The sequence below is a fragment of the Legionella sheltonii genome, from assembly GCF_026191355.1.
GTDB lineage: Bacteria > Pseudomonadota > Gammaproteobacteria > Legionellales > Legionellaceae > Legionella > Legionella sheltonii.
The window spans coordinates 213647-235662 of the sequence record NZ_JAPHOQ010000007.1; the positions used below are offsets into that span (position 1 = coordinate 213647).

Here is a 22016-nt window from a genome sequence, read left to right on the forward strand (position 1 = left end):
TCACTTGATTGGTTGATTAATTTCGAATTGGATATCCGGGAAAAATATTATTCAAGAATAGCAGCTAAGGATTCTGCTGCCTATGTGATATATTTACATTATATCACATATTGCAACAGGCTATCACAGCTTTACTAAAAGATACAACATTTTTTATATAGAAAAATAAAAAATTAAACGTGGCTCTCAACAAAAGCACTTAATTGAGATTTTGAAAGCAAACCCATTTTAACAGCTTCAACCTGACCGTTTTTAAATAAAATCAATGTTGGAATACTCATCACACCAAATTTTGCCGGTGTTTGTGGATGCTCATCGATATTAATCTTGGCAAAAGTTACCTGCTCACCATGAGTAGCAGCCACTTCTTCCAATATAGGGGTCAATGCACGGCATGGCCCACACCACTCTGCCCAAAAATCAACTAAAACAGGCTTATTGGCTTGGATTACATCCTGTTCAAAACTTGCATCTGATATTGTTTTAATAAGATCACTCATGAGTCAACCTCTGTTGTTTAAAATAAGTTAATCGCCAAACTCACTCTGCATCAAGGAATATATTTATTAGTACCATTATGCTTTTAGATTTTCGCATTGAGAGAGACTGACTACAAGTACTATTATAGATCACCGCCTATCGCTTGCAACACACTTAGTGCTGTAATCGCAGCGGTTTCTGTGCGTAAAATTCTTGGCCCTAGGGATAAAGGTTGAAATCCATGCCGACACGCCAATTGAACCTCGTGCTCACTTAATCCTCCTTCCGGGCCAATAAGCAATGCAATCGCAGCAGATCCAATCATATAATCTCGCCAATTTTTATTCTCACCTGGATGCAAGATCAATTTTAATCCAACTTCAATCTCACGGACATAATGTTCTAAAGTGATAGGTGGATTTACTGCAGGAACTTGATTCCTTCCTGATTGTTCACATGCGGCAATGATAATCGCCTGCCATTGATGGAGTTTTTTTGCCATTCGCTCCTTATCTAATTTGACGACACAACGTTCCGTAATAAGAGGAGTAATACTGGTCACACCGAGTTCGACTGCCTTTTGCATGACGAACTCCATGCGTTCCCCCTTGGAAATAGCTTGAGCCAAATGGATAGCCAATGGTGATTCACGACTCACCTTATTTACCGAGCCAATTACGACAGTGACCTGTTTTTTTTTCACAGCAACTATAGTCGCGTCAAACTCACGATCATCACCAGAAAATAAAGTGATCTTTTCGCCGATCTGCATACGCAAAACAACCCCAACGTGTTGACTGGCTTCGGGAGATAATTCTAAATGTTGGCCTGTATGGTAGTTTCCAGGTTGATAAATACGTACTGCTCTCATGTGCTGGTGGTTCTCTTATGTTGCCTGGAGGCTTTGTAAGTCCGAATTAGCATAAAGTAATCCGGGTTTTATAGGCAAAGAGCCTGGTTTTTCTATCACTGTTCCCAGGTTACGGCTTATCCTAACCCAGGCTACATATCGTTAATTATGCCAATACTATAACAAAAATTACTTATTTTTGCCCTATGTGTTAGAATTTTTTATTTCACTAGGGTCTAAGGAAATTAAAAACCATGAGCAAAACACGCATAGAATCTGATAGCATGGGTGAAATCGCTGTCCCTGCCGACAAATATTGGGGTGCACAGACTGAACGATCATTACATCACTTTAATATAGGCAAAGACATTATGCCGCGTGAAGTCACTCACGCTTTTGGTATCTTAAAAAAAGCCGCCGCATTGACCAATTTGGACTTAGGCAAGTTACCCAAAGAGAAAGCAGATTTAATTATTCAGGCTGCAGATGAGGTGAGTAAAGGAATGCTAGACGAGCATTTTCCTTTGCATGTATGGCAAACAGGAAGCGGCACGCAATCAAATATGAATGCCAATGAGGTCATTTCAAATCGTGCAATTGAACTGGCTGGCGGAACCATGGGTAGTAAATCGCCTATTCATCCTAATGATCATGTGAATATGTCTCAATCTTCGAATGATACATTCCCGACAGCAATGCATATTGCCGCAGCCATTGCTTTTAATAAGAAATTAATCCCCGCAGTAAAAAGTTTGCGTGATGCCTTGGCGGTTAAAATGGCAGCATTCAAAGATATAGTCAAAATAGGCCGAACTCATTTACAAGATGCCGTGCCAATCACTTTAGGGCAGGAATTTTCTGGTTATGTTGCCCAGCTGGATTCTTGCCTGCAACGTCTTGAAGGGGCATTGCCTGAACTTTACGAATTAGCTGCAGGGGGAACTGCCGTAGGAACTGGTTTAAATACTCATCCACAATTTGCCGCAAAGGTTGCCAAACACATCGCGCAGATAACCCAATTACCTTTTGTTACCGCAGAGAATAAATTTGCTGCACTGGCCTCACACGAAGCATTAGTTAATGCCCACAGTGCCATGAAAGCATTGGCTTGTGCTTTAATGAAAATTGCGAATGACATTCGTTGGTTAGCTTCTGGCCCACGTTGCGGTATTGGGGAATTGATCATTCCAGAAAATGAACCTGGATCTTCCATTATGCCTGGAAAAGTCAATCCTACCCAATGCGAAGCCATGACTATGGTTTGCGCGCAAGTGCTGGGAAATGATGCAACGGTGGGTATCGCTGATAGCCAAGGTAATTTTGAATTGAATGTGTTTAAACCGGTGATCATCTTTAACGTAATGCATTCTCTCAATTTGTTAGCCGATACCTGTCACTCATTCCAAGCGTTTTGTGCCGAGGGAATCGAGGCCAATCATCAAGTGATTGACTATTATCTGCATCATTCGTTAATGCTCGTCACGGCACTTAACCAACACATTGGCTATGATAAAGCCGCAAAAATCGCTAAAACGGCACACCAAGACAATTCTTCCTTACAAGAAGCAGCAGTTAAACTTGGAATTTTGACCGCTGAGCGTTTCGCGGAATTAGTAAGACCCGAAGAAATGATCGCTCCGCAGTAATTCATTAGGGGCTGTTGACAGCACATAAATTCCATCTCACTTTAGCCAAGAGATTAGAATTGTCAGCAGCACCTAGAAAAATCACTTGAAAATCGATGCCAATCTGTTGCATAGTTTGCCCCCCTGTTAATTTGAAGGCGTGATCTCTTTATAAAGAGAGAACCTAGGTCATTCAATTAACTGATTTGAAGTAGAAATGGACTTTGCTTTCAAAAGTAATGTAAGGATGAAACTAATAAAAAACTTATAGGAAAATAAGGTTCAAGTATGAAACATAAAAGAGAAATCCCTGTGGTTCAAAAATCTGCATCAATCGATCAAGATCACAAAAATGCACGAACATCTCATCAGTTAATCGAAAAGGCGAGTAAGAAAAAAGTCAGCTTCTTTGGAAATCGTGCTTCCCGACAAGCGGTGCGAGATGAAATGATTAAAGATGGGCTGGAATTAATGCAAATTCAGACAGAAATGGCAGAAGAGCGCCAAGCAAGAGAAGAAGAAATAAACACCAGCGTTCCTTTTAGTCAATTTAGAATGTAAGAGTTGGGCCGTCAGGTCCAACTTATGCAAGCGACTTAAAATCGATATTTCAAACCAACTAAGGTATCATAAAAATTATTTATTTCGCCTGTAGGAAATTCCCAGCGTTGGTATCCAATCTGTAAATCAACAACTAGGCGGTGTGCTAATATTGGAAATTCATAGAGCAGATTTGCAAAATCATTCTTTAGCACAATAAAATTAACCGTCGTCAAATTTGCCAAGTCAGGGCTATGGCCTATACCCACAGTTAAAGAGATGGAATGATCCTCAGTGGCAAAAAAACGTTTGATCACTCCAGTCATTAACACTGATTTCACATTGGTTTGTGGGACAAAATAGTAAGGAGTAACGCTCAATAAATAATTACCTACAGCATAATTTAATCCTGCAATGTAGGTCATAAAAAAAGTAGGTGCGATGTTCGAATAAATTGCGCCGCCCGTAAACTGGAGAGAGCTCGTCAAACTAATGTTTGCCTGTCCTCCATAGGAGTAATCAGAAAATAAATTAGGTTGATTCGCATACGTGGCAACCAAGTTAAATGAAACATCCCGATTAAGCACAGGTGAAAAATCCAACTCATATTGGGGCGCAGTGAATCCTTGTCGTGCTGCAAAATTAATACGGCCACCAAATCGACCGTAGCTCGTATCTCGAGTGTAATAGAGTGAAGAATAATCCCAAATCTGATGGAAACCAGTAACATATGAGTTATCTGTGGTAAAACCGACTTCATTCACACCGTAGACATAACGAGGAATAACTTGGTTTACATCGGATAAATATTGCTTCGAATAGACATTACCCGGATCTAAGGTGAGTATTTTTTTGTTGGTTGCGATCGCAGGAGCATAGGCGGTAAGGTACGTCTGGATATCGCTTAATTTCATCAGCAATAGTACACTGTTTGGATTCAGCCGCAATCCTTGTTTAATCACCCTAAGGGCAGTTGAATCACGCCTCTTTGCTATATAATAATTCGCCAAAAGAAGACGCGCATCTTCATCACCCGGATTTTTTTTTAGACGTTCTTTATATAATTTTTTAGCCTCTTCACTGTCTTCTGGCACTTGAGTTGATGTTGCTTTTGCTAGCGCTTTTTTTAAAGGAATTTCTTTCGGATTGGTAGTAGTGCTTTTGTTGATTACTGAAGGAGTAATGATTCCCGTCGGATTCACAGCAAAAATTTTATTAGTGAGTAAAAAAAAGGCTGTGCCTATAGCAGTCCCTATAATTCGATATACTTTTTTCATAGAGTAAAAATCAGTCCATTGAAAGAAACAAACAATAAATAAGCTAACATCTCGATTGAGATGATTGCAAGTTTTTAAAGGGAGTAAACCTGATGGTTACGTCATGAGCCGGGTTAGGCGCACGCCGTAACCCGGAGACAATCATTATTGTATTACAGGAATTTGTGGCGCAGCATTTCGCTTAGGTCCTGGGGTTGCTTTTTGAGTAGGATCTTTTGAAGCATAAGTCTTTTGAGCTTTGGCCTTATTCTCTGCTTTTTGTTTGTTCTGGGCATTCATTTGCTCATAGTATTGAGCGTTATTATTAGCATGTTCTGAACGTTGCATATCCATGCATGCACACAAGCCTAGAGACAAAGCAATACCAAAACACCACTTAAGTGATTTTAAATTAAACATATCCAGCTCCCTGCTTTGTTAGTTTTCGAAAATTAAATATAAATCAAAAACTTTAAAATCACCACCCAAATCATACAAGAATTTTTTTTTTTGATTAAAACCCATATAATCAAAAGCAAATTACTCTTCAATAAAGGACTAATATGATCTATCCGAATATTCTTGCCACCATAGGACAAACCCCCATAGTAAAAATTAATCGTCTTGGCCGTGAGCTCGATTGTGAGTTGTATGCAAAGTGTGAGTTTTTTAATCCAGGTGGTTCCGTTAAAGATCGTATCGGGTATGAAATGATTGTTAATGCAGAACGAGATGGGCATATTAAGCCAGGTTATACACTGATTGAACCTACTTCTGGGAATACAGGAATAGGTATTGCCCTCGCAGGTGCGATATTAGGTTACAAAGTAATAATTACTATGCCTGAGAAAATGAGTCAGGAAAAACAATCCGTTCTTGAGCTCCTCGGAGCGACGATCTACCGTACCCCAACAGAGGCAGCTTATAATGATCCGGAAAGTCATATTTCTTTAGCTAAAAGACTGAATGCGGATATCCCTAATTCCTATATTCTTGATCAATATGCCAATCCGAATAACCCTAATGCGCACTATCATGGTACCGCCCAGGAAATTATTGATGATTTTGGCAAGGACTTACACATGGTTGTTGCCGGAGTAGGAACTGGCGGCACAATTACTGGTATTGCTAGACGCCTTAAGGAATATAATCCGGAGATTAAAATCATTGGCGTTGACCCCGAGGGCTCTATTCTTGGTGGTGGAACCGAAATTAAATCCTATGCAGTAGAGGGCATAGGCTATGACTTCTTTCCAGAGGTTTTAGATAATGATTTAATTGATAAATATATTAAAACAAATGATCTTAATTCATTTCGAACTGCAAGGGATTTAATTCGTGAAGAGGGGCTACTGGTAGGAGGCTCTTCCGGGGCAGCAATGTGGGCCGCACTGCAAGCTGCAAAATCTTTAAGTAGAGGACAAAAATGTCTGGTTATTTTACCTGACTCCATTCGCAATTATATGTCTAAATTTGCCCATGATGAATGGATGAAAGAACAGGGATTTTTATAAACTTTACTAATTAGTACGGAAATGGTCTTAACCCCGGATTACGACTGCGTCTAACCCGGGCTAAGTTACCTACTCAATCCAACAGTAGAGCGCTTTTCTAGCTCATCAAATATGGTATCCGGATCAACTTGCTTTGTGGTAATCCAGTCTGATAAAGCGTTTACCAATAGCTTAATCGCTTGTTGTTCCCCTTTCTCGGGGGCATCAGCAATAACCGGCTTTCTTATGGACTGCTCTAAAGCGGCCACAGATACAGTATTGTTCGTTTGAGGTAAATGCTTGATGTAGAGTTCTCTTAACCGCTTGTGTAACAGTTCGGGGGTTAATTCTTCATCTCGAGCCGTGCTAAAAATGGCGGTGCGATAGGTATCATAAGAGTGCAACAGCTGTTTATTGTCCTCTTCGATTAAGTGAATTATGTCATGGAGAGTTTCCCCCTGCTCCTTTGTATTTTCAACAGGTTCAGGGGGATTAATTGCTAATTGCCCGACATAGGCAAAATCCTTTTCATGTCCTTGCTTTACCGCAGGGAAATACCGTTCTTGCTGTCCTTCCCCTTGAACTTGAATCACTAAATTCATTTTATGCATTATGCTTCTCCATCATATACTTCTTTTTTCCTCAGTTCCTTTCCGAGTTCTTTAAAAGATAATGTAATACTAATCCCCAGTGTCTGCGCCAGGGCATTTAAAGCACTCGCTGGTAATTGCACTGTGGGATCACGCAAATAACTTTTGGGAGTTTCCGCACTTAATCCATCAAACACCTCACGATACATCAATGGATGGGTATAGAGTTCGTCCACTGCCAATTGCCGCAAAACATAAGCCATACATTCGACTAATTCTGACTTACGAGAACTATTGAGTAACATCCCCATCCGTTCCGGGAGTGTTAAATAAGGTTGGTTGCTAATGTATTTGGGAAAGTGTAGATAAAAACGCTCCAAAATTTTTTTCAAGGTAGCATCATTACCCCGTTGGGAAGTACTTTGTAACGAATCGATCATCGCCACCGCAACAGCATGAAATTGTTCTGTACCCACGTTGATAAAATTGTATTCTGCACGTGGCTTTGGCTCATGATGCACATAAGCTCTGGTACTAAAAAAACCCGCCATAATACTCTCCCACCCCTCAATATAATTTCATTCTAATGAATCAAAATTAAGGAAATATTAACTTACAAACCTCATGAGCATAAATTTACAATGGTGCTCACTTTTCTAAAATAAAATTATAGTAATAAAATTAGACTTAACATTATAATTCTATACTAGATGCTGTAATTTTACTCGATTACACAATAATAAGACAGTGATCAATGTCTTTTATACTTTGCGTTTATATGAAATTTCGGCAAACTACATTAAGGAAAGTTCCGTACATCCTTTATAATCTTTTTCTATCAAAGCGGCTTACTTTCATAGGAAATGCATTATAAAACGAAATAAACCAGGTGTATTAAAAATTCCTAATTTGGAATGGCACATAATTAAAGGATTATTTTGAACCACTGGATACCCTATTTTTTTTGCTTACTTCTTATACTTTTTACCCTGCTCATTCATGTGCGGCTCCGAAGAGGGCAATTCCATGTAATTCGCTGGCAAAAATCATTAAATTTACAAAAACACGCTCAAGTGTTCCACCAACTCTACACAAATGTCAATGGGTTTATACTGTCACAGAATGCACGTCAAGCAAACGATGCAATGGAATATGCTTATGGAGAAATCGAATTTTCATCATTCATCGCTCTTTTATCCTTAACTAACCCCGATGAAACTACCGTATTCTATGATCTAGGTTCCGGAACAGGTAAAGCCGTCCTGGCTTGTAGCATGGTCTTTCCTGTATGCAAAAGTGTAGGAATTGAATTGTTTCCCGAACTCTATTCTGCAGCATGCAAACAAGCCGAAAAATTAGCACACATAGCAAATTATGCAATGCAGGCAAAAAAAATTAAATTCATTTTAGGTGATTTTCTTGAAGTGAATTTAAACGAGGCAACGCTTGTTTTTATAAATTCCACTGCTTTTTTTGGACCTCTATGGGAAAAGCTCTGCGCTAAGCTTGATCATTTATCGCATCTTAAAACGATCATTACCACCAGCAGAGCATTATCCTCCACCCATTTTACTTTGATAAAACGTACTAAAGTTGAAATGAGTTGGGGAGTTGTTTTTGCCTACATCCACTCTAGAAAAACTACCGCGACTAACTGTCTTGAAAACATTGAATAATTTTTTTCCCGGTCTATACTAATAAAACAAGGGACAATTGTCAGCGCCTAATCTTTATTGGTAGCAGACTTTGAAACACGCGACAACACGAGGTGGGTATGATCAAATCGGAACTCATTGAACAAATCGCTGCTCGAATGACGCATCTTACTGAAAAGCAAGTTGCTGATGGTATAAATAAGATATTGGAATTAATGAGTGAAGCACTTATTAAAAATCAAAGAATAGAAATTCGGGGATTTGGCAGCTTTTCTCTCCATTATAGACCTCCTCGAAATGCTCATAATCCCAAAACGGGTGAAAAAGTTGTGACTAAAGCGAAATACAGTCCGCACTTTAAACCAGGAAAAGAATTACGTGAACGCGTTGATGCATCACGAGATAAATATAAATTACCTGATGAAGAATAGGTGAATTTGTTTCTTGCTCGCTATGGCCTCCAATTGAGACCACAGCGAAGGACGCAGACCATTGTACGGGGCGACGCAAGACATCATTATCCTGAGGCGTTTAGGATGATGGATCTCCTTTTTGAGCATCTTATCATCCTACTCATGTTCCATGCTGAAGATCCCCATATCCTCAGAATAACGTATCCTTAAGTCCGCGGTAAAGTAACACCCGTTTGCCCTTGGTATTTGCCGCCACGATCGCGATATGAAACAGCACACACTTCTGTGGCCTCTAAAAATAACATTTGTGCTACGCCTTCATGGGCATAAATCTTGGCAGGCAATGTAGTAGTATTTGAAAATTCCAAAGTGACATGCCCCTCCCATTCCGGCTCTAAAGGAGTCACGTTAACAATAATTCCACAACGTGCATACGTCGATTTGCCTAGGCAAATGGTTAAAACATTACGTGGAATTCGAAAATACTCTACCGTTCTCGCCAAGGCAAACGAGTTAGGCGGAATGATGCATACATCCGATTGCACATCGACAAAGCTGTTTTCATCAAACGCTTTAGGATCCACGATAGCAGAATTAATATTAGTAAAAATTTTAAATTCATTAGCGCAACGAACGTCGTATCCATAGCTGGACACACCGTAGGAAATAATTCTTCCATTATTATTTTCACGCACTTGTCCGGGTTGAAATGGAGAGATCATTCCATGCTCCAGCGCCATTTTTTCTATCCATCTATCTGATTTGATCGACACAGTAAAAACCTCATAAATTCTTCAAAAGGAGTGTTCTATCATAAAAGCAGGATAAACGAAAGATTGTATTTATATTGCGCCAAAAGATTCACGACTTTCTATGGAATCCTTTCTCTTGAATAAAATCGTTTATACTTATTGTATGACTGACATAACTACTTGATATAAATGGATGAAGAAACCCCAAGTTATAGCCATGCGGCCAGGCAAATTGGCTTTGTAATGAGACATCATTACCTAGATCTCTCGGAAATCAAATTAATGAAAAAACTGATTCAAGACAGTTATAACACTTTTGGTCAATTACATCATAATAAAGTATTTTTGAACTTAGGTTTATGGGATACAAAAATCCATGAAGAATATAAAGAATTAAATTTTGATTTTTCTAAAATATCTGAGGTACAAGATATTTATTCACAATTGCTTCTTTACACCCTGATTAGACCATTAATAAAAACTCAATTTTTTAATAGGAGATTACTTGAAATAGGGAGTGGTAATGGTCTTGGTCTTAAAGCAAGTTCTCAACTATTAAAAACTGATTATGCATTAGGTATCGATTTGGTTAACCGCTTAGTAATCAATTCCAATCGACATTTGTAAGCGCGCCAGCAACTACATAATTTAATAATTATCTCCGTTTCGTCATACTCTGCAACATCAATTTAGAGAGGAGAGTACGATGAATATATCCCCACAAATTATATCCCCCCAAGAAACAGATGGCACGAAAGAACAGAGATGGATGGAGCATGTAACGCATCAAAAAGAAAGTGGTTTGTCGCGAGTAACGTACTGTCGAAAGCATCAATTAAACTACCATCAATTTGGCTATTGGGAGCGAAAGTATCGGGAAGAAATAGCTTCATCCAAATTAGTACCGATTCAATTAAATAAGCTGACACAAAGAGCTCCAGAGACAGTATGCACCTTGGTATTGAACAATGGGCATGAGCTAAAAATTCACGACCAGACTTTATTGCCAATGTTGTTGTCCTTGTGGGGTTAGCCATGTTTTTATCATTTAATGCAAGCATATGGCTCTATCCAAAGCCTATTGATTTTAGGCGACAAATTGATGGACTGGTGATGTTGATTTCCGACCATCTTCAGTTGAACCCCACATCAGGGCAAATTTTTCTTTTCAGAAACCGCCAAGCCAATAAAATAAAAATGCTGTGGTGGGAGCGAAATGGGTTTTGGCTCTGTTATAAGCGATTGGAGCAAGGAAAACTAAAATTTCCCAAACACGATGACGCGGTCATGAGCCTTACCAATGACCAATTAAGCTGGCTGCTCTCAGGATTGGATTTTGCAAAACACACATTGTTGCCGGAAGTATTGGCTACGAATTTCTATTAGAAATAATTTACAAAAAACGATTAATTTGTTTTTAAAATCAACGTAATGTGATATAATTGACTCAGCAAACAGGTGCCATTTCAACATGATGTACGAAGAAAAAATAGAGCAATTAAGTAACGAAATACTCGCATTAAAAGCAGAGCTTGCTCTATCTCAAGCACGCAATGAACACTACGCGGAAGCCTATGATTCTTTAAAAGCACAAATCATGGAGCTACGCCGTCACCGTTTTGGCAAGCGCTCTGAGCGTTATATTGACCCTGAAAATCCTCAGCTGTCTTTGTTTGAAAATAATCAGAGCATTTTTTCTCAGGCTGAAGCAAGCGGTGAGCAGACCGAAGAAATGACACCAGTGGCTGCCCATACAAGAAAGAAGAATAAAAAAGCGCAGAAAGAACTACCCCGTCGCATTGAAATTATTCCGGTATCTGATGAAGACAAGCAATGTGCCTGTGGTGCATGCAAAACAGTGATTCGTTATGAAACCAAAGAGCTACTGCATTACCAACCTTGCGTCATCGAAATTGTGGAGCAACGACGTGAAGTAGTTGCTTGCACTAAAGGATGCGAGAATCAAATCGTAACCGCAGCAGCGCCCAAACAAATTCTCCCCAAAATTAAAGCAACAGAAGAGTTTTTATCATTCCTGGTGGTCAGCAAGCTGGATGACAGGCAACCACTGTACCATCTGGAGCGACAACTCAGCGAACGACATGGTATTGATTGCTCACGCCAAACCATGGCGCGCTGGCTCATTGAGTTAATGACACCACTGCGTCCCATTTATAATCTGTTGAAAGACAGTGTGATTGAGTATGATGTGGCCAGTTGTGATGCAACGACCTTGCAGGTCTTGCATGAGCCTGGAAGAAAAGCAGAAACCAAATCCTATGTGTATTGCATTCGGGGTGGACCACCGGATAAATCCGTTATTCTTTATGACTACAACGATGTGGAGCACAAACAATTTATTTACGATTGGTTTGTCGGATTCAATGGCTATTTACATGTCGATGGTGACAATTTTTTTGAACTTGTGGGTAGCAGCAATGCGCACATTGTCAATTGCAACGCGCATGCGCGCAGAAAATTTGAACCTATTGCCCAATCTAATAAAGGCAAAGGCATTGCCAAAGAAGCCATGCGCTTTTTTAAAGAGCTTTATAAAATAGAGCGTGAGGCTAAAAATAATCAACTGAATCCAGACCAACGTCACCAGTTGCGTCAGGAAAAATCCAAACCACTCATGGAAGCCTTTAATACATGGGTTGATAAGGTCTATCCTACAACTTTGCCCCAATCACCGCTTGGGAAAGCACTCAATTACTGTGTTAAATATAGAGATGGACTGATGCGCTTTTTAGATGATGGGCGTCTGGAAATCGATAACAATCTTACTGAACAAGAAATCAAACCCTTGGTCATTGCTCGAAAGAACTTCTTGTTTTGCGCCTCTGTTGAAGGTGCTGAGGCCTTGTGTTTACACTTCAGTATCATCAGAACGGCTAAATTACACAATCTCGACCCTTATCATTACTATGTCATGTTGTTAAAGAACGCTCCTCTTTGCAACAGTGTTGATGATTATGAAAAACTGTTGCCTTGGAATATTGGCTTAGATTATACCCCTAAGTTGTAAATTGTAAGCCTGTGGTTCTTGGAGCGCTTACCATCTTTATCCTCGAATTGACGAATTTTTTTCTGAAGTTGAACGCGTCTTGTCTTTAGGGGGATTTTTTTGTTATGCAGATCATTATTTCAAAAATAAAGATCAATCAAACAAATTAGAACGATTTATTAAAAACAGCGGCAAATTAAAAATAATTCAAAAAACTAATATTACCAAGCAAGTACAAGCCTCTCTTTATCAACGTTTAATTGTTAATGAAGAAGCATTTTATAGGCAAGCCTTGTCTATTGTTGGGGATGATGTAAGTAAATTTATCTCCGAACTTCCAACTATTGCAGCGGTCTGTGGATTAATATTTCTTCCATGGTGGAAAATTAGATTTAAAAATCCCGCACTTAATTACGTTGCAAAATACGCCCGCAAAGAAAAATTCTGGGGGAAAAAGTATTATTTTTATTATCTTATTCAAAAGGTTAAAAGATGAAAATAAAAAAAATACAAGAAGTTGAGTACGAATATGGCCAAGAAGAATACATTAAGCATCTTATTTATCGATCAAAAGAACCTATTTTAATAAAAATAAAAAATTTTACCGACAAGTTTTCTATAGATTATTTTGAAAACCTTCTTGAAGGAATAATAACCTATGATATTTATGAAAACGATACTTGGAAATCCTATATTAGCGGCGATTATACTACGGTCATGTCACAAATTAAAAAGAATATGCCGTATCGAATTTTTGGCCAGACTTTTCCGCTACATTCTAAAGCAATAGAACGACATGTACCTCTTTGGCAAAAAATTCCACTTCGGCCTAGATACTTTAATAAGAAACTGAAAGTTATTTATTTTTTTGGCGGTAGAGGGGCACATACAGAAATCCACTTTGATAGAGAGCATTGTTGTAATCTTCATTTATGCTTAAGTGGCAAAAAACAATTGTTATTATTCACTCAAGATCAAAGCCACTTTATTTATAAGCTTCCTTTCGTTGGTGACAGTTTGGTGGAATTCGGCCAGCCATGGGATTTATTATCGAAACAATTTCCACGATTAAACCAGGCAGAAGGGTATGACATCACGCTTGAACGAGGAGATATGCGTAAGCGCTCCAAGAACCACAGGCTTACAATTTACAACTTAGGGGTATAATCTAAGCCAATATTCCAAGGCAACAGTTTTTCATAATCATCAACACTGTTGCAAAGAGGAGCGTTCTTTAACAACATGACATAGTAATGATAAGGGTCGAGATTGTGTAATTTAGCCGTTCTGATGATACTGAAGTGTAAACACAAGGCCTCAGCACCTTCAACAGAGGCGCAAAACAAGAAGTTCTTTCGAGCAATGACCAAGGGTTTGATTTCTTGTTCAGTAAGATTGTTATCGATTTCCAGACGCCCATCATCTAAAAAGCGCATCAGTCCATCTCTATATTTAACACAGTAATTGAGTGCTTTCCCAAGCGGTGATTGGGGCAAAGTTGTAGGATAGACCTTATCAACCCATGTATTAAAGGCTTCCATGAGTGGTTTGGATTTTTCCTGACGCAACTGGTGACGTTGGTCTGGATTCAGTTGATTATTTTTAGCCTCACGCTCTATTTTATAAAGCTCTTTAAAAAAGCGCATGGCTTCTTTGGCAATGCCTTTGCCTTTATTAGATTGGGCAATAGGTTCAAATTTTCTGCGCGCATGCGCGTTGCAATTGACAATGTGCGCATTGCTGCTACCCACAAGTTCAAAAAAATTGTCACCATCGACATGTAAATAGCCATTGAATCCGACAAACCAATCGTAAATAAATTGTTTGTGCTCCACATCGTTGTAGTCATAAAGAATAACGGATTTATCCGGTGGTCCACCCCGAATGCAATACACATAGGATTTGGTTTCTGCTTTTCTTCCAGGCTCATGCAAGACCTGCAAGGTCGTTGCATCACAACTGGCCACATCATACTCAATCACACTGTCTTTCAACAGATTATAAATGGGACGCAGTGGTGTCATTAACTCAATGAGCCAGCGCGCCATGGTTTGGCGTGAGCAATCAATACCATGTCGTTCGCTGAGTTGTCGCTCCAGATGGTACAGTGGTTGCCTGTCATCCAGCTTGCTGACCACCAGGAATGATAAAAACTCTTCTGTTGCTTTAATTTTGGGGAGAATTTGTTTGGGCGCTGCTGCGGTTACGATTTGATTCTCGCATCCTTTAGTGCAAGCAACTACTTCACGTCGTTGCTCCACAATTTCGATGACGCAAGGTTGGTAATGCAGTAGCTCTTTGGTTTCATAACGAATCACTGTTTTGCATGCACCACAGGCACATTGCTTGTCTTCATCAGATACCGGAATAATTTCAATGCGACGGGGTAGTTCTTTCTGCGCTTTTTTATTCTTCTTTCTTGTATGGGCAGCCACTGGTGTCATTTCTTCGGTCTGCTCACCGCTTGCTTCAGCCTGAGAAAAAATGCTCTGATTATTTTCAAACAAAGACAGCTGAGGATTTTCAGGGTCAATATAACGCTCAGAGCGCTTGCCAAAACGGTGACGGCGTAGCTCCATGATTTGTGCTTTTAAAGAATCATAGGCTTCCGCGTAGTGTTCATTGCGTGCTTGAGATAGAGCAAGCTCTGCTTTTAATGCGAGTATTTCGTTACTTAATTGCTCTATTTTTTCTTCGTACATCATGTTGAAATGGCACCTGTTTGCTGAGTCAATTATATCACATTACGTTGATTTTAAAAACAAATTAATCGTTTTTTGTAAATTATTTCTAATAGAAATTCGTAGCCAATACTTCCGGCAACAATGTGTGTTTTGCAAAATCCAATCCTGAGAGCAGCCAGCTTAATTGGTCATTGGTAAGGCTCATGACCGCGTCATCGTGTTTGGGAAATTTTAGTTTTCCTTGCTCCAATCGCTTATAACAGAGCCAAAACCCATTTCGCTCCCACCACAGCATTTTTATTTTATTGGCTTGGCGGTTTCTGAAAAGAAAAATTTGCCCTGATGTGGGGTTCAACTGAAGATGGTCGGAAATCAACATCACCAGTCCATCAATTTGTCGCCTAAAATCAATAGGCTTTGGATAGAGCCATATGCTTGCATTAAATGATAAAAACATGGCTAACCCCACAAGGACAACAACATTGGCAATAAAGTCTGGTCGTGAATTTTTAGCTCATGCCCATTGTTCAATACCAAGGTGCATACTGTCTCTGGAGCTCTTTGTGTCAGCTTATTTAATTGAATCGGTACTAATTTGGATGAAGCTATTTCTTCCCGATACTTTCGCTCCCAATAGCCAAATTGATGGTAGTTTAATTGATGCTTTCGACAGTACGTTACTCGCGACAAACCACTTTCTTTTTGATGCGTTACATGCTCCATCCATCTCTGTTCTTTCGTGCCATCTGTTTCTTGGGGGGATATAATTTGTGGGGATATATTCATCGTACTCTCCTCTCTAAATTGATGTTGCAGAGTATGACGAAACGGAGATAATTATTAAATTATGTAGTTGCTGGCGCGCTTACAGATATGCTATTTTTGCCTAAAAATTGTTGGCATTATACGACCTATCTTGAAGCCTCAGCTGCGGCCACCTATATTTTTTACCCTCGAAAATTTTTTCAATTTTATGGATATTTTACGGGTTACTTTTTTATGGGATATAAATCACCGAATGGTTTTAGAATTTGCGATTGGCCATTATTTGAAAAGTTTAGTCGGCGTTATGCCTTAGCAGAAGGGAAAAAGAAGTATTTATTTAAAATAATTGAAATACTTTCATACATAATTCTGCTCCCAACAATCAGTATTCTTACTCTAATTTCCTTTAAACTAAAACCGCGAAGAGTTTATTAATCTCCCCAAAAAAATACTGCTATCAAGGCATGTCACCTTGTTGCCGGGTGAGGGGTCGCAAAACTCGGGTTTGACTTTGCCATCACCCAGGCTCTAGTCCTAATTTAAGTTATGGTTTCCTTGATGCCATATTGGATAAAATATCACCCAGCTCCATCGGCATTGGGAACACAATTGTTGAGTTGTTATTGCTGGCTATAGCGGCCAAGGTCTGCAAATAACGTAACTGCATCGCTTGCGGCTGCTTTGCCAATACTTGTGACGCTTCCAATAATTTTGCTGAGGCTTGCAACTCTCCTTCGGCATGAATCACTTTAGCTCGTCGTTCACGTTCAGCTTCCGCCTGTCTGGCAATTGCACGAATCATACTTTCATCCAAATCAACGCGCTTAATTTCGACATTGGACACCTTGATGCCCCAGTTGTCTGTCTGTGCATCCAATATTTTTTGTACGTCACTATTTAACTGTTCGCGCTCGGAAAGCATTTCATCCAGTTCATGTTGACCCAGCACAGAACGTAGTGTCGTTTGTGCCAATTGGCTGGTTGCTTCATAATAATTTTCTACCTGGATAATTGCATTTTCTGGTGCCACGACACGAAAGTATAAGACGGCGTTGACCCTCACAGAAACGTTATCTTTGGAAATTACGTCTTGGCTGGGAACATCCATAACGATGGTACGTAAGTCGACTCGTACCACTTGTTGAATTACTGGAATAATCAGTACTAAACCAGGTCCTTTAACTCGCCAAAAACGACCTAACATAAACACGACACCCCGTTCATATTCTCTAAATACTTTAACTGCTGATATCAAAAGCAGCAGGATCAGCACTACGACTACCGTTAAAAAAGGTCCCATTTTTACCCTCCTTGATTCGCTGCATCTTCTTCGATTTCCAATACTAGACCCGAAGTTGCAATGACTGTTATTGGTTTGTTTACGGCAATAAATTTTTTTGAACGAACGCTCCAAATTTCTCCATGAATCATTGCTTGTCCTTCCAGATTAATGTCGCCAAGTGTGCGTCCTTTAGCTCCTATCAATACACCTACACCATGTTTTACACTTTGCCGTCTTGCTTTTATCGCCATACCGAGCAAGATTACAAAAAGGAGGATATTCACTAACACCATAGCCGCTATTGCTGACCATGCGATGTGGTACAACGCATTATTTGTATCTAGTAACATGATAGAACCAATAATAAATGCAATTGTGCCCCCGCCACCTAAAGATCCATAAGCGGGTATAAATGCTTCCGCGATGATAAACCCTATTCCCAACACAATAAGGAAAAAACCCGCATAATTAATCGGTAATAATTGGAATGCATAAAGTGCAATACACATTGATATAACACCAATTACTCCGGGAAATAGATGTCCTGGATTGACCAATTCAAAAAAAATACCATATATTCCTAGTAACAACAGCAGATATGCCACAGTTGGATCAGTAATTATTGATAAAAATCGGGTACGCCAATCAGGCTCAATTCGCTGAATGTGTGGATTGCTGGTATTGAGTTTGATGTTTTGATTGTTTTGCATTACTGATACACCATTTAACTGCGTCAGTAAGTCTTTTTCATCCGTTGCAATGTAGTTAATGACTCCTGCTTTTAAAGCTTCTGTAGCGGTTAAGGTCTCTGCATTCTTGACAGCCTTTTGTGCAAAATCAGGATTTCGTCCTCTGAGCTGGGCCAATGAGCGTAGTGTTGCCTCAGCATCATTAGTAATTTTTTTCTCCATGGTTGTTTGCTTATTGGAGGTCTCACTGCCAAAACCTGTAGCGTCTAAATTGACGGGACTTGCCGCTCCCAATTGAGTTCCTGGTGCCATAGCTGCCAAAGTGCTGGCATAAAGCAAATAGGTTCCGGCACTGGCTGCACGCGCACCATGTGGGCTAACATAAGTTACGATAGGAATATTCGATGATAAAAATTTTTGAATTATGGAACGCATGGCTTCATCAAGCCCTCCGGGAGTATCAAGAGTGATCAGGATTAAATCTGCTTGTTGTGCTTTATCAATATTACGTACCACATAGTCTACGGTAGCTGGACCAATTGGTCCTTTGATATTGAGTTCAATCACTTTTGATGCGTAAGCAGAGGAATAGATGATTAAAATAGCTAACAAACCGAGCTGGAATATGAATGTCATGATACCCGAAGGTGTGAGTTTGGACCTTGGCATGCTGTACGATTTACACATGCTCCTTTCCTTTATGAAATACCCCGCATATGATAAAAGATAGCACAGTTTGTATTCTTTATTGCGGCGTACCTTGCGGGCAACCTGATTGCTCTAAGATTCTTTTCTTGTGATGAGATATCGTAGCCTGTATAACCAGGTTGGGCTTTGGTCCCAAATCCTTAGTCCAAATTCACTAGGAATTTTTTGTTGGGCCAAGGCCTAACCTACAATACGGCTAATCCATTTCTGGGGGATAGATTTTTTAGAAATAAACTCCAATTTGAGCCGAAACGGTATCCGCCGTGCCACCTGTTCCCACTGTAGGTGCATTTACAAGTCCTGGAGGTGCTGCACCATTAGCAAATTGATTTTTCCCGTAATCTATTTCATGTCGGTATTCGATGCTTTCTACAGTATCTTTCCAAATAGAAATATTAAATACGCCGATAAAACGTTGTTCTGGAAGATTTAAAGCCAGTGCGTCTTTAGTCCATTGATAACCAACCCCTATGGATGAAGGTCTACTGAATGCTCTGAATGTCACATCAACTTCAGTTTGCAATGCCTGAGGCTGCGCACCTCGACCATTAAAGCTTAAATCTTGGGCCCTAAATGCCTCGACTGCGCCTACCCATTCAGCAGCAAAGTTAAAGCGGTCAAATCCTAAGTTACCGTACACATCAACTGCTTGGGTTTTACGGACTGCTTCATTTCCATTAAGCAAGGAACCAAAACCACCGAAAGTTCCTGGGTTGGGAGCAGTACTTTGCATTCCTGCCGCATCATTAATCGAACTGATGTAGCTTGCGCCCACCTCACCATGAATTTCGTTAAATGCATAGGTATATCCCGCATTCACCCCGCCTACACCAGCTCTTCCTAGCGTGGTGTCACTTCGATAGATGTAAGTCGCGACAAATGGTCCTGTATCTTCTTGGGATTTATAACCGAGAATAAATGGCCTTGTTTTCGTGCGTGCCATGTCCAAAGTTAATGGCGAGCTAATCATGGAGCTGGAATAACGCCCAAAGGGAACATACAATTGCCCTGCTGTAAAGTAAAATGGAGTTTTATCCAGATTACCAATATTCACAAAGCCCATATTTAAGTTAAATGCTGAATTATTAATTCTTGGGCCAACCTCAGGTGGACTGGCATCATAGGCTATCGCAATATAAGCCTCAACATTTTGGTTTAATGCAGCCGCAACATCTAACTCACTTGACCCTAGAGTTAAATCAACATTAGTACCTCCAACATAATTACTGTTGATCATGCCTACAGGTTCGGCTTTACCACTGAGCGCAATGATTGGTCTTTCAGGGATTGGATATCCCATATTTTGATATGCTCTATATAATCTTCGACGTTGTTGCATCAAACGAATGTCGCGGTTGATACTTGAAATATTTACAATATAGTCAGAGCCATCAAACGCAGGTCTATCCCCTAAATAGGGTGACGCGACTACGGGCGTTCCTGCAATGTAGGTGACAACACGATTGTCCGCAACTAAGGCCGTTGGGTAAAATCCTATTGATTCTGGATGCTCTACAGGAGTGTGTACGGATAAGGTTGATGAATGATATTTAATCATTTTATCTTGATGAGCATTATGATGCCCATGTTTTTTTCCATGCTTTTTAGGAGAGGCTGGTTCTTGTTTCTTTGCCTTTTTATTCGTATTAGATGAACGGGTCACTTTATTTGAAACAAGTTCCTTTTGTAAGGCATTTAATTGAGTTTGAAGTTGTTGTGCTTGCTTTTGCAAACGAGCAATTTGACGCTGCAACTGTTGATCATGTTCCGCATAGAGTGGCGATGACAAACAGACTAGAGCCAATATGATTTTTTTATACTGCATGCGGTACTCCTGTTCATTATTTTTACTTCCACATCGGGAGGGCAGAAAATTATATCTTGGTAAACAAGGAGTGGCTAGCTTATTTTTCACAAATTTGCTTAAATTTTGCAACTCAATGATTTGTGTAAAAAAAACCCATAGCGTATGTATGGGTTTCAATTGAATGACTGTGATAAATTAGAGAATTGACGCTATTTTAGGCATTACCAATTAATTTCAGACCAAAATAGGGACCAAAAACTCCATAATCAACTGGACGAACAGGACCAACTAAATTGGGGAATAATTGCTCTTGTAGCACGTTAAAGTAATTGACTACTTGATAGCCTGCTTGAATATTTGCCATACCTATTGGTGTAGTATGTGCATAATTAACCCCAAGTTTTGCTTCAAGGCTTGGAACTACACCTTTTTTGCGGAAAAATACTTGTTCTACAATAGCCTCAGTCGGTGATACGATAAAACCAGCATGATACTTATTGGTTCCAATAAGGATGGAGCCTGCTCCGTTTGCGGTTAGGCTAAGTGAATTCGTAATGTAATAGGAGTAATCAATTCCGAGAACTGGTCCGATACCTTTATAATCAGTATTGTCGAATTTGGAAAATGGATTGCTTCCGATAAATGGAATTTCCTCGGTTATGTAGTAGTTTTTAGATGTCGATTCAATATTCGCATATTGTAAACCCGCATAGAACCGCATCTTATCTCTGATGCTAAGATCGGTATACTGCCCCATAACCACGTTAACTTGGTCTATTCTATTACGACTAATTAATTCAAAAGGAGCCGGAATTGCCGGTATGCCTATTGTAGGGATCGTAAGAACACCTAAAAAATCTGTTGGATCAATGGATGTACTAAAATGCATCCAGTTAATTGTTATATCATTTCCAGTGTTAAAATGATAAGACCCTTCTAAACGATAGCCCCAATTCCAATCATTTTTAATTTCTTTATTTTGTGGCAATGCACCAAATTCTACGGATTTGGCAGGACCATAAATTGATCTTAAATAAAGCGCTTGTGCACCAAAGTCCCAGAGATTTGTTATACATGGAACGGTAACATTACTTGGGGTGCATGCTGGACCCATGCTACCTGCAGTAGCTACGCTTGCTACCAATCCTAATACAGATATAGTTGCTTTCTTAAACATGAATACTCCATTAGAAAAAAAAAGCCCATCATTAATGACGGGCTTTTATAAGATCTTAATCAATTAAGAAATTAAACATTTCCAACATACTTCAGACCGAAGTAAGGACCAGCAGCACCGAAATCAGTTGCAGTAACTGGCAATACGGTTGCATTCAATGCATGGAAGTAGTTAAACCACATGTAACCAGCATCCAGAGTTAAATCACCTTGAGCCATTGCATAAGTGTAGTTAGCACCTAAT

26 protein-coding genes and 1 pseudogene are annotated in these 22016 nt (G+C 39.6%); 12 read left to right on the top strand and 15 right to left on the bottom strand.

Annotated features, from left to right (window positions below; all coding sequences use genetic code 11):
* Positions 1–173 precede the first annotated feature (173 nt).
* Both trxA and OQJ26_RS09690 read right to left on the bottom strand, forming a co-directional pair.
* A complete protein-coding gene (trxA, locus tag OQJ26_RS09685) occupies positions 174–500 on the bottom strand; it encodes a thioredoxin (protein WP_058478045.1) in 327 nt (108 codons plus the stop codon).
* Between the two features lie 122 nt (positions 501–622).
* A complete protein-coding gene (locus OQJ26_RS09690) occupies positions 623–1351 on the bottom strand; it encodes a 16S rRNA (uracil(1498)-N(3))-methyltransferase (protein WP_265703639.1) in 729 nt (242 codons plus the stop codon).
* A gap of 233 nt (positions 1352–1584) precedes the next feature.
* On the opposite strand from OQJ26_RS09690, the gene fumC reads away from it, so the two are divergent.
* Together fumC and OQJ26_RS09700 are read left to right on the top strand one after the other, a co-directional pair.
* Positions 1585–2976 carry a class II fumarate hydratase gene (gene fumC / locus OQJ26_RS09695; RefSeq protein ID WP_265703640.1) on the top strand — a complete coding sequence of 464 codons (1392 nt, stop codon included), beginning with the start codon at positions 1585–1587 and terminating at the stop codon, positions 2974–2976.
* Positions 2977–3243: 267 nt separating this feature from the next.
* Entirely contained in the window at positions 3244–3516 is a 273-nt protein-coding gene (locus OQJ26_RS09700; RefSeq protein WP_265703641.1) for a hypothetical protein, read from the top strand.
* A gap of 35 nt (positions 3517–3551) precedes the next feature.
* Here the strand turns inward: OQJ26_RS09700 and OQJ26_RS09705 are convergent, their stop codons facing one another.
* Together OQJ26_RS09705 and OQJ26_RS09710 are read right to left on the bottom strand one after the other, a co-directional pair.
* Positions 3552–4772 (bottom strand): YaiO family outer membrane beta-barrel protein, encoded by a 1221-nt coding sequence (locus OQJ26_RS09705; RefSeq protein ID WP_265703642.1) that lies wholly within the window; start codon positions 4770–4772, stop codon positions 3552–3554.
* A gap of 144 nt (positions 4773–4916) precedes the next feature.
* Complete coding sequence (locus OQJ26_RS09710) at positions 4917–5171, bottom strand: hypothetical protein (RefSeq protein WP_265703643.1); 255 nt, start codon at positions 5169–5171, stop codon at positions 4917–4919.
* A 143-nt stretch (positions 5172–5314) separates the two neighbouring features.
* Between OQJ26_RS09710 and OQJ26_RS09715 the strand changes: the two genes are divergently transcribed.
* Positions 5315–6265 carry a pyridoxal-phosphate dependent enzyme gene (locus OQJ26_RS09715; RefSeq protein WP_265703644.1) on the top strand — a complete coding sequence of 317 codons (951 nt, stop codon included), beginning with the start codon at positions 5315–5317 and terminating at the stop codon, positions 6263–6265.
* 65 nt (positions 6266–6330) lie between these two features.
* On the opposite strand, the gene OQJ26_RS09720 is transcribed toward OQJ26_RS09715, so the two are convergent.
* Together OQJ26_RS09720 and OQJ26_RS09725 are read right to left on the bottom strand one after the other, a co-directional pair.
* Complete coding sequence (locus tag OQJ26_RS09720) at positions 6331–6855, bottom strand: hypothetical protein (RefSeq protein WP_265703645.1); 525 nt, start codon at positions 6853–6855, stop codon at positions 6331–6333.
* The gene (locus tag OQJ26_RS09725) at positions 6855–7385 is read right to left on the bottom strand and encodes a transposase (protein WP_265703646.1); all 531 of its coding nucleotides are present in this window, start codon (positions 7383–7385) and stop codon (positions 6855–6857) included. The genes OQJ26_RS09720 and OQJ26_RS09725 overlap by 1 nt, the downstream gene beginning before the upstream one ends.
* A 387-nt stretch (positions 7386–7772) precedes the next feature.
* Between OQJ26_RS09725 and OQJ26_RS09730 the strand changes: the two genes are divergently transcribed.
* On the top strand, positions 7773–8510 hold the full coding sequence (locus OQJ26_RS09730) for a methyltransferase (RefSeq protein ID WP_265703647.1): 738 nt from the start codon (positions 7773–7775) through the stop codon (positions 8508–8510).
* Between the two features lie 98 nt (positions 8511–8608).
* Positions 8609–8920, top strand: a complete 312-nt coding sequence (locus OQJ26_RS09735; protein WP_028382383.1) for an integration host factor subunit beta — start codon at positions 8609–8611, stop codon at positions 8918–8920.
* 188 nt (positions 8921–9108) lie between these two features.
* Here the strand turns inward: OQJ26_RS09735 and dcd are convergent, their stop codons facing one another.
* Positions 9109–9675 (bottom strand): dCTP deaminase, encoded by a 567-nt coding sequence (gene dcd / locus OQJ26_RS09740; RefSeq protein WP_265703648.1) that lies wholly within the window; start codon positions 9673–9675, stop codon positions 9109–9111.
* 168 nt (positions 9676–9843) lie between these two features.
* Here dcd and OQJ26_RS09745 point away from each other — a divergent pair, with 168 nt between their 5' ends.
* From OQJ26_RS09745 to OQJ26_RS09770, 6 genes are all read left to right on the top strand, one after another.
* Entirely contained in the window at positions 9844–10281 is a 438-nt protein-coding gene (locus OQJ26_RS09745; RefSeq protein ID WP_265703649.1) for a hypothetical protein, read from the top strand.
* Positions 10282–10360: 79 nt separating this feature from the next.
* The gene (gene tnpA, locus OQJ26_RS09750; RefSeq protein ID WP_265702306.1) at positions 10361–10687 is read left to right on the top strand and encodes an IS66 family insertion sequence element accessory protein TnpA; all 327 of its coding nucleotides are present in this window, start codon (positions 10361–10363) and stop codon (positions 10685–10687) included.
* Positions 10688–10689: 2 nt separating this feature from the next.
* On the top strand, positions 10690–11040 hold the full coding sequence (gene tnpB / locus OQJ26_RS09755; protein WP_265702305.1) for an IS66 family insertion sequence element accessory protein TnpB: 351 nt from the start codon (positions 10690–10692) through the stop codon (positions 11038–11040).
* Between the two features lie 85 nt (positions 11041–11125).
* The gene (gene tnpC, locus OQJ26_RS09760; RefSeq protein ID WP_265702303.1) at positions 11126–12682 is read left to right on the top strand and encodes an IS66 family transposase; all 1557 of its coding nucleotides are present in this window, start codon (positions 11126–11128) and stop codon (positions 12680–12682) included.
* Positions 12683–12761: 79 nt separating this feature from the next.
* On the top strand, positions 12762–13157 hold the full coding sequence (locus OQJ26_RS09765; protein ID WP_265703650.1) for a hypothetical protein: 396 nt from the start codon (positions 12762–12764) through the stop codon (positions 13155–13157).
* Positions 13154–13828 carry a cupin-like domain-containing protein gene (locus OQJ26_RS09770; RefSeq protein ID WP_265703651.1) on the top strand — a complete coding sequence of 225 codons (675 nt, stop codon included), beginning with the start codon at positions 13154–13156 and terminating at the stop codon, positions 13826–13828. Before OQJ26_RS09765 ends, OQJ26_RS09770 begins: the two co-directional genes overlap by 4 nt.
* On the opposite strand, the gene tnpC (OQJ26_RS09775) is transcribed toward OQJ26_RS09770, so the two are convergent.
* The 3 genes from tnpC (OQJ26_RS09775) to tnpA (OQJ26_RS09785) all read right to left on the bottom strand — a co-directional run bounded on the left by tnpC (OQJ26_RS09775) (position 13810) and on the right by tnpA (OQJ26_RS09785) (position 16131).
* Positions 13810–15366, bottom strand: a complete 1557-nt coding sequence (gene tnpC, locus OQJ26_RS09775; protein WP_265702303.1) for an IS66 family transposase — start codon at positions 15364–15366, stop codon at positions 13810–13812. The genes OQJ26_RS09770 and tnpC (OQJ26_RS09775) overlap by 19 nt on opposite strands.
* A gap of 85 nt (positions 15367–15451) precedes the next feature.
* On the bottom strand, positions 15452–15802 hold the full coding sequence (gene tnpB, locus OQJ26_RS09780; RefSeq protein WP_265702305.1) for an IS66 family insertion sequence element accessory protein TnpB: 351 nt from the start codon (positions 15800–15802) through the stop codon (positions 15452–15454).
* Positions 15803–15804: 2 nt separating this feature from the next.
* Positions 15805–16131, bottom strand: a complete 327-nt coding sequence (tnpA, locus tag OQJ26_RS09785) for an IS66 family insertion sequence element accessory protein TnpA (protein WP_265702306.1) — start codon at positions 16129–16131, stop codon at positions 15805–15807.
* An 84-nt stretch (positions 16132–16215) separates the two neighbouring features.
* On the opposite strand from tnpA (OQJ26_RS09785), the pseudogene OQJ26_RS19395 reads away from it, so the two are divergent.
* Positions 16216–16545: pseudogene (locus OQJ26_RS19395) on the top strand (cupin-like domain-containing protein); the annotation flags it as partial.
* Positions 16546–16654: 109 nt separating this feature from the next.
* On the opposite strand, the gene OQJ26_RS09790 reads toward OQJ26_RS19395, so the two are convergent.
* The 5 genes from OQJ26_RS09790 to OQJ26_RS09810 form a co-directional block, all read right to left on the bottom strand.
* Positions 16655–17410: a slipin family protein gene (locus OQJ26_RS09790; RefSeq protein WP_265703652.1), complete on the bottom strand. Its 756-nt coding sequence runs from the start codon at positions 17408–17410 to the stop codon at positions 16655–16657.
* A 2-nt stretch (positions 17411–17412) separates the two neighbouring features.
* The gene (locus tag OQJ26_RS09795; RefSeq protein ID WP_416209956.1) at positions 17413–18717 is read right to left on the bottom strand and encodes an NfeD family protein; all 1305 of its coding nucleotides are present in this window, start codon (positions 18715–18717) and stop codon (positions 17413–17415) included.
* Positions 18718–19012: 295 nt separating this feature from the next.
* Positions 19013–20614 carry an LbtU family siderophore porin gene (locus tag OQJ26_RS09800; protein ID WP_265703653.1) on the bottom strand — a complete coding sequence of 534 codons (1602 nt, stop codon included), beginning with the start codon at positions 20612–20614 and terminating at the stop codon, positions 19013–19015.
* A 196-nt stretch (positions 20615–20810) separates the two neighbouring features.
* Positions 20811–21773, bottom strand: a complete 963-nt coding sequence (locus OQJ26_RS09805; RefSeq protein WP_265703654.1) for an Lpg1974 family pore-forming outer membrane protein — start codon at positions 21771–21773, stop codon at positions 20811–20813.
* 71 nt (positions 21774–21844) lie between these two features.
* A partial coding sequence (locus tag OQJ26_RS09810) for an Lpg1974 family pore-forming outer membrane protein (RefSeq protein WP_265703662.1) occupies positions 21845–22016 on the bottom strand: 172 nt, incomplete at its 5' end.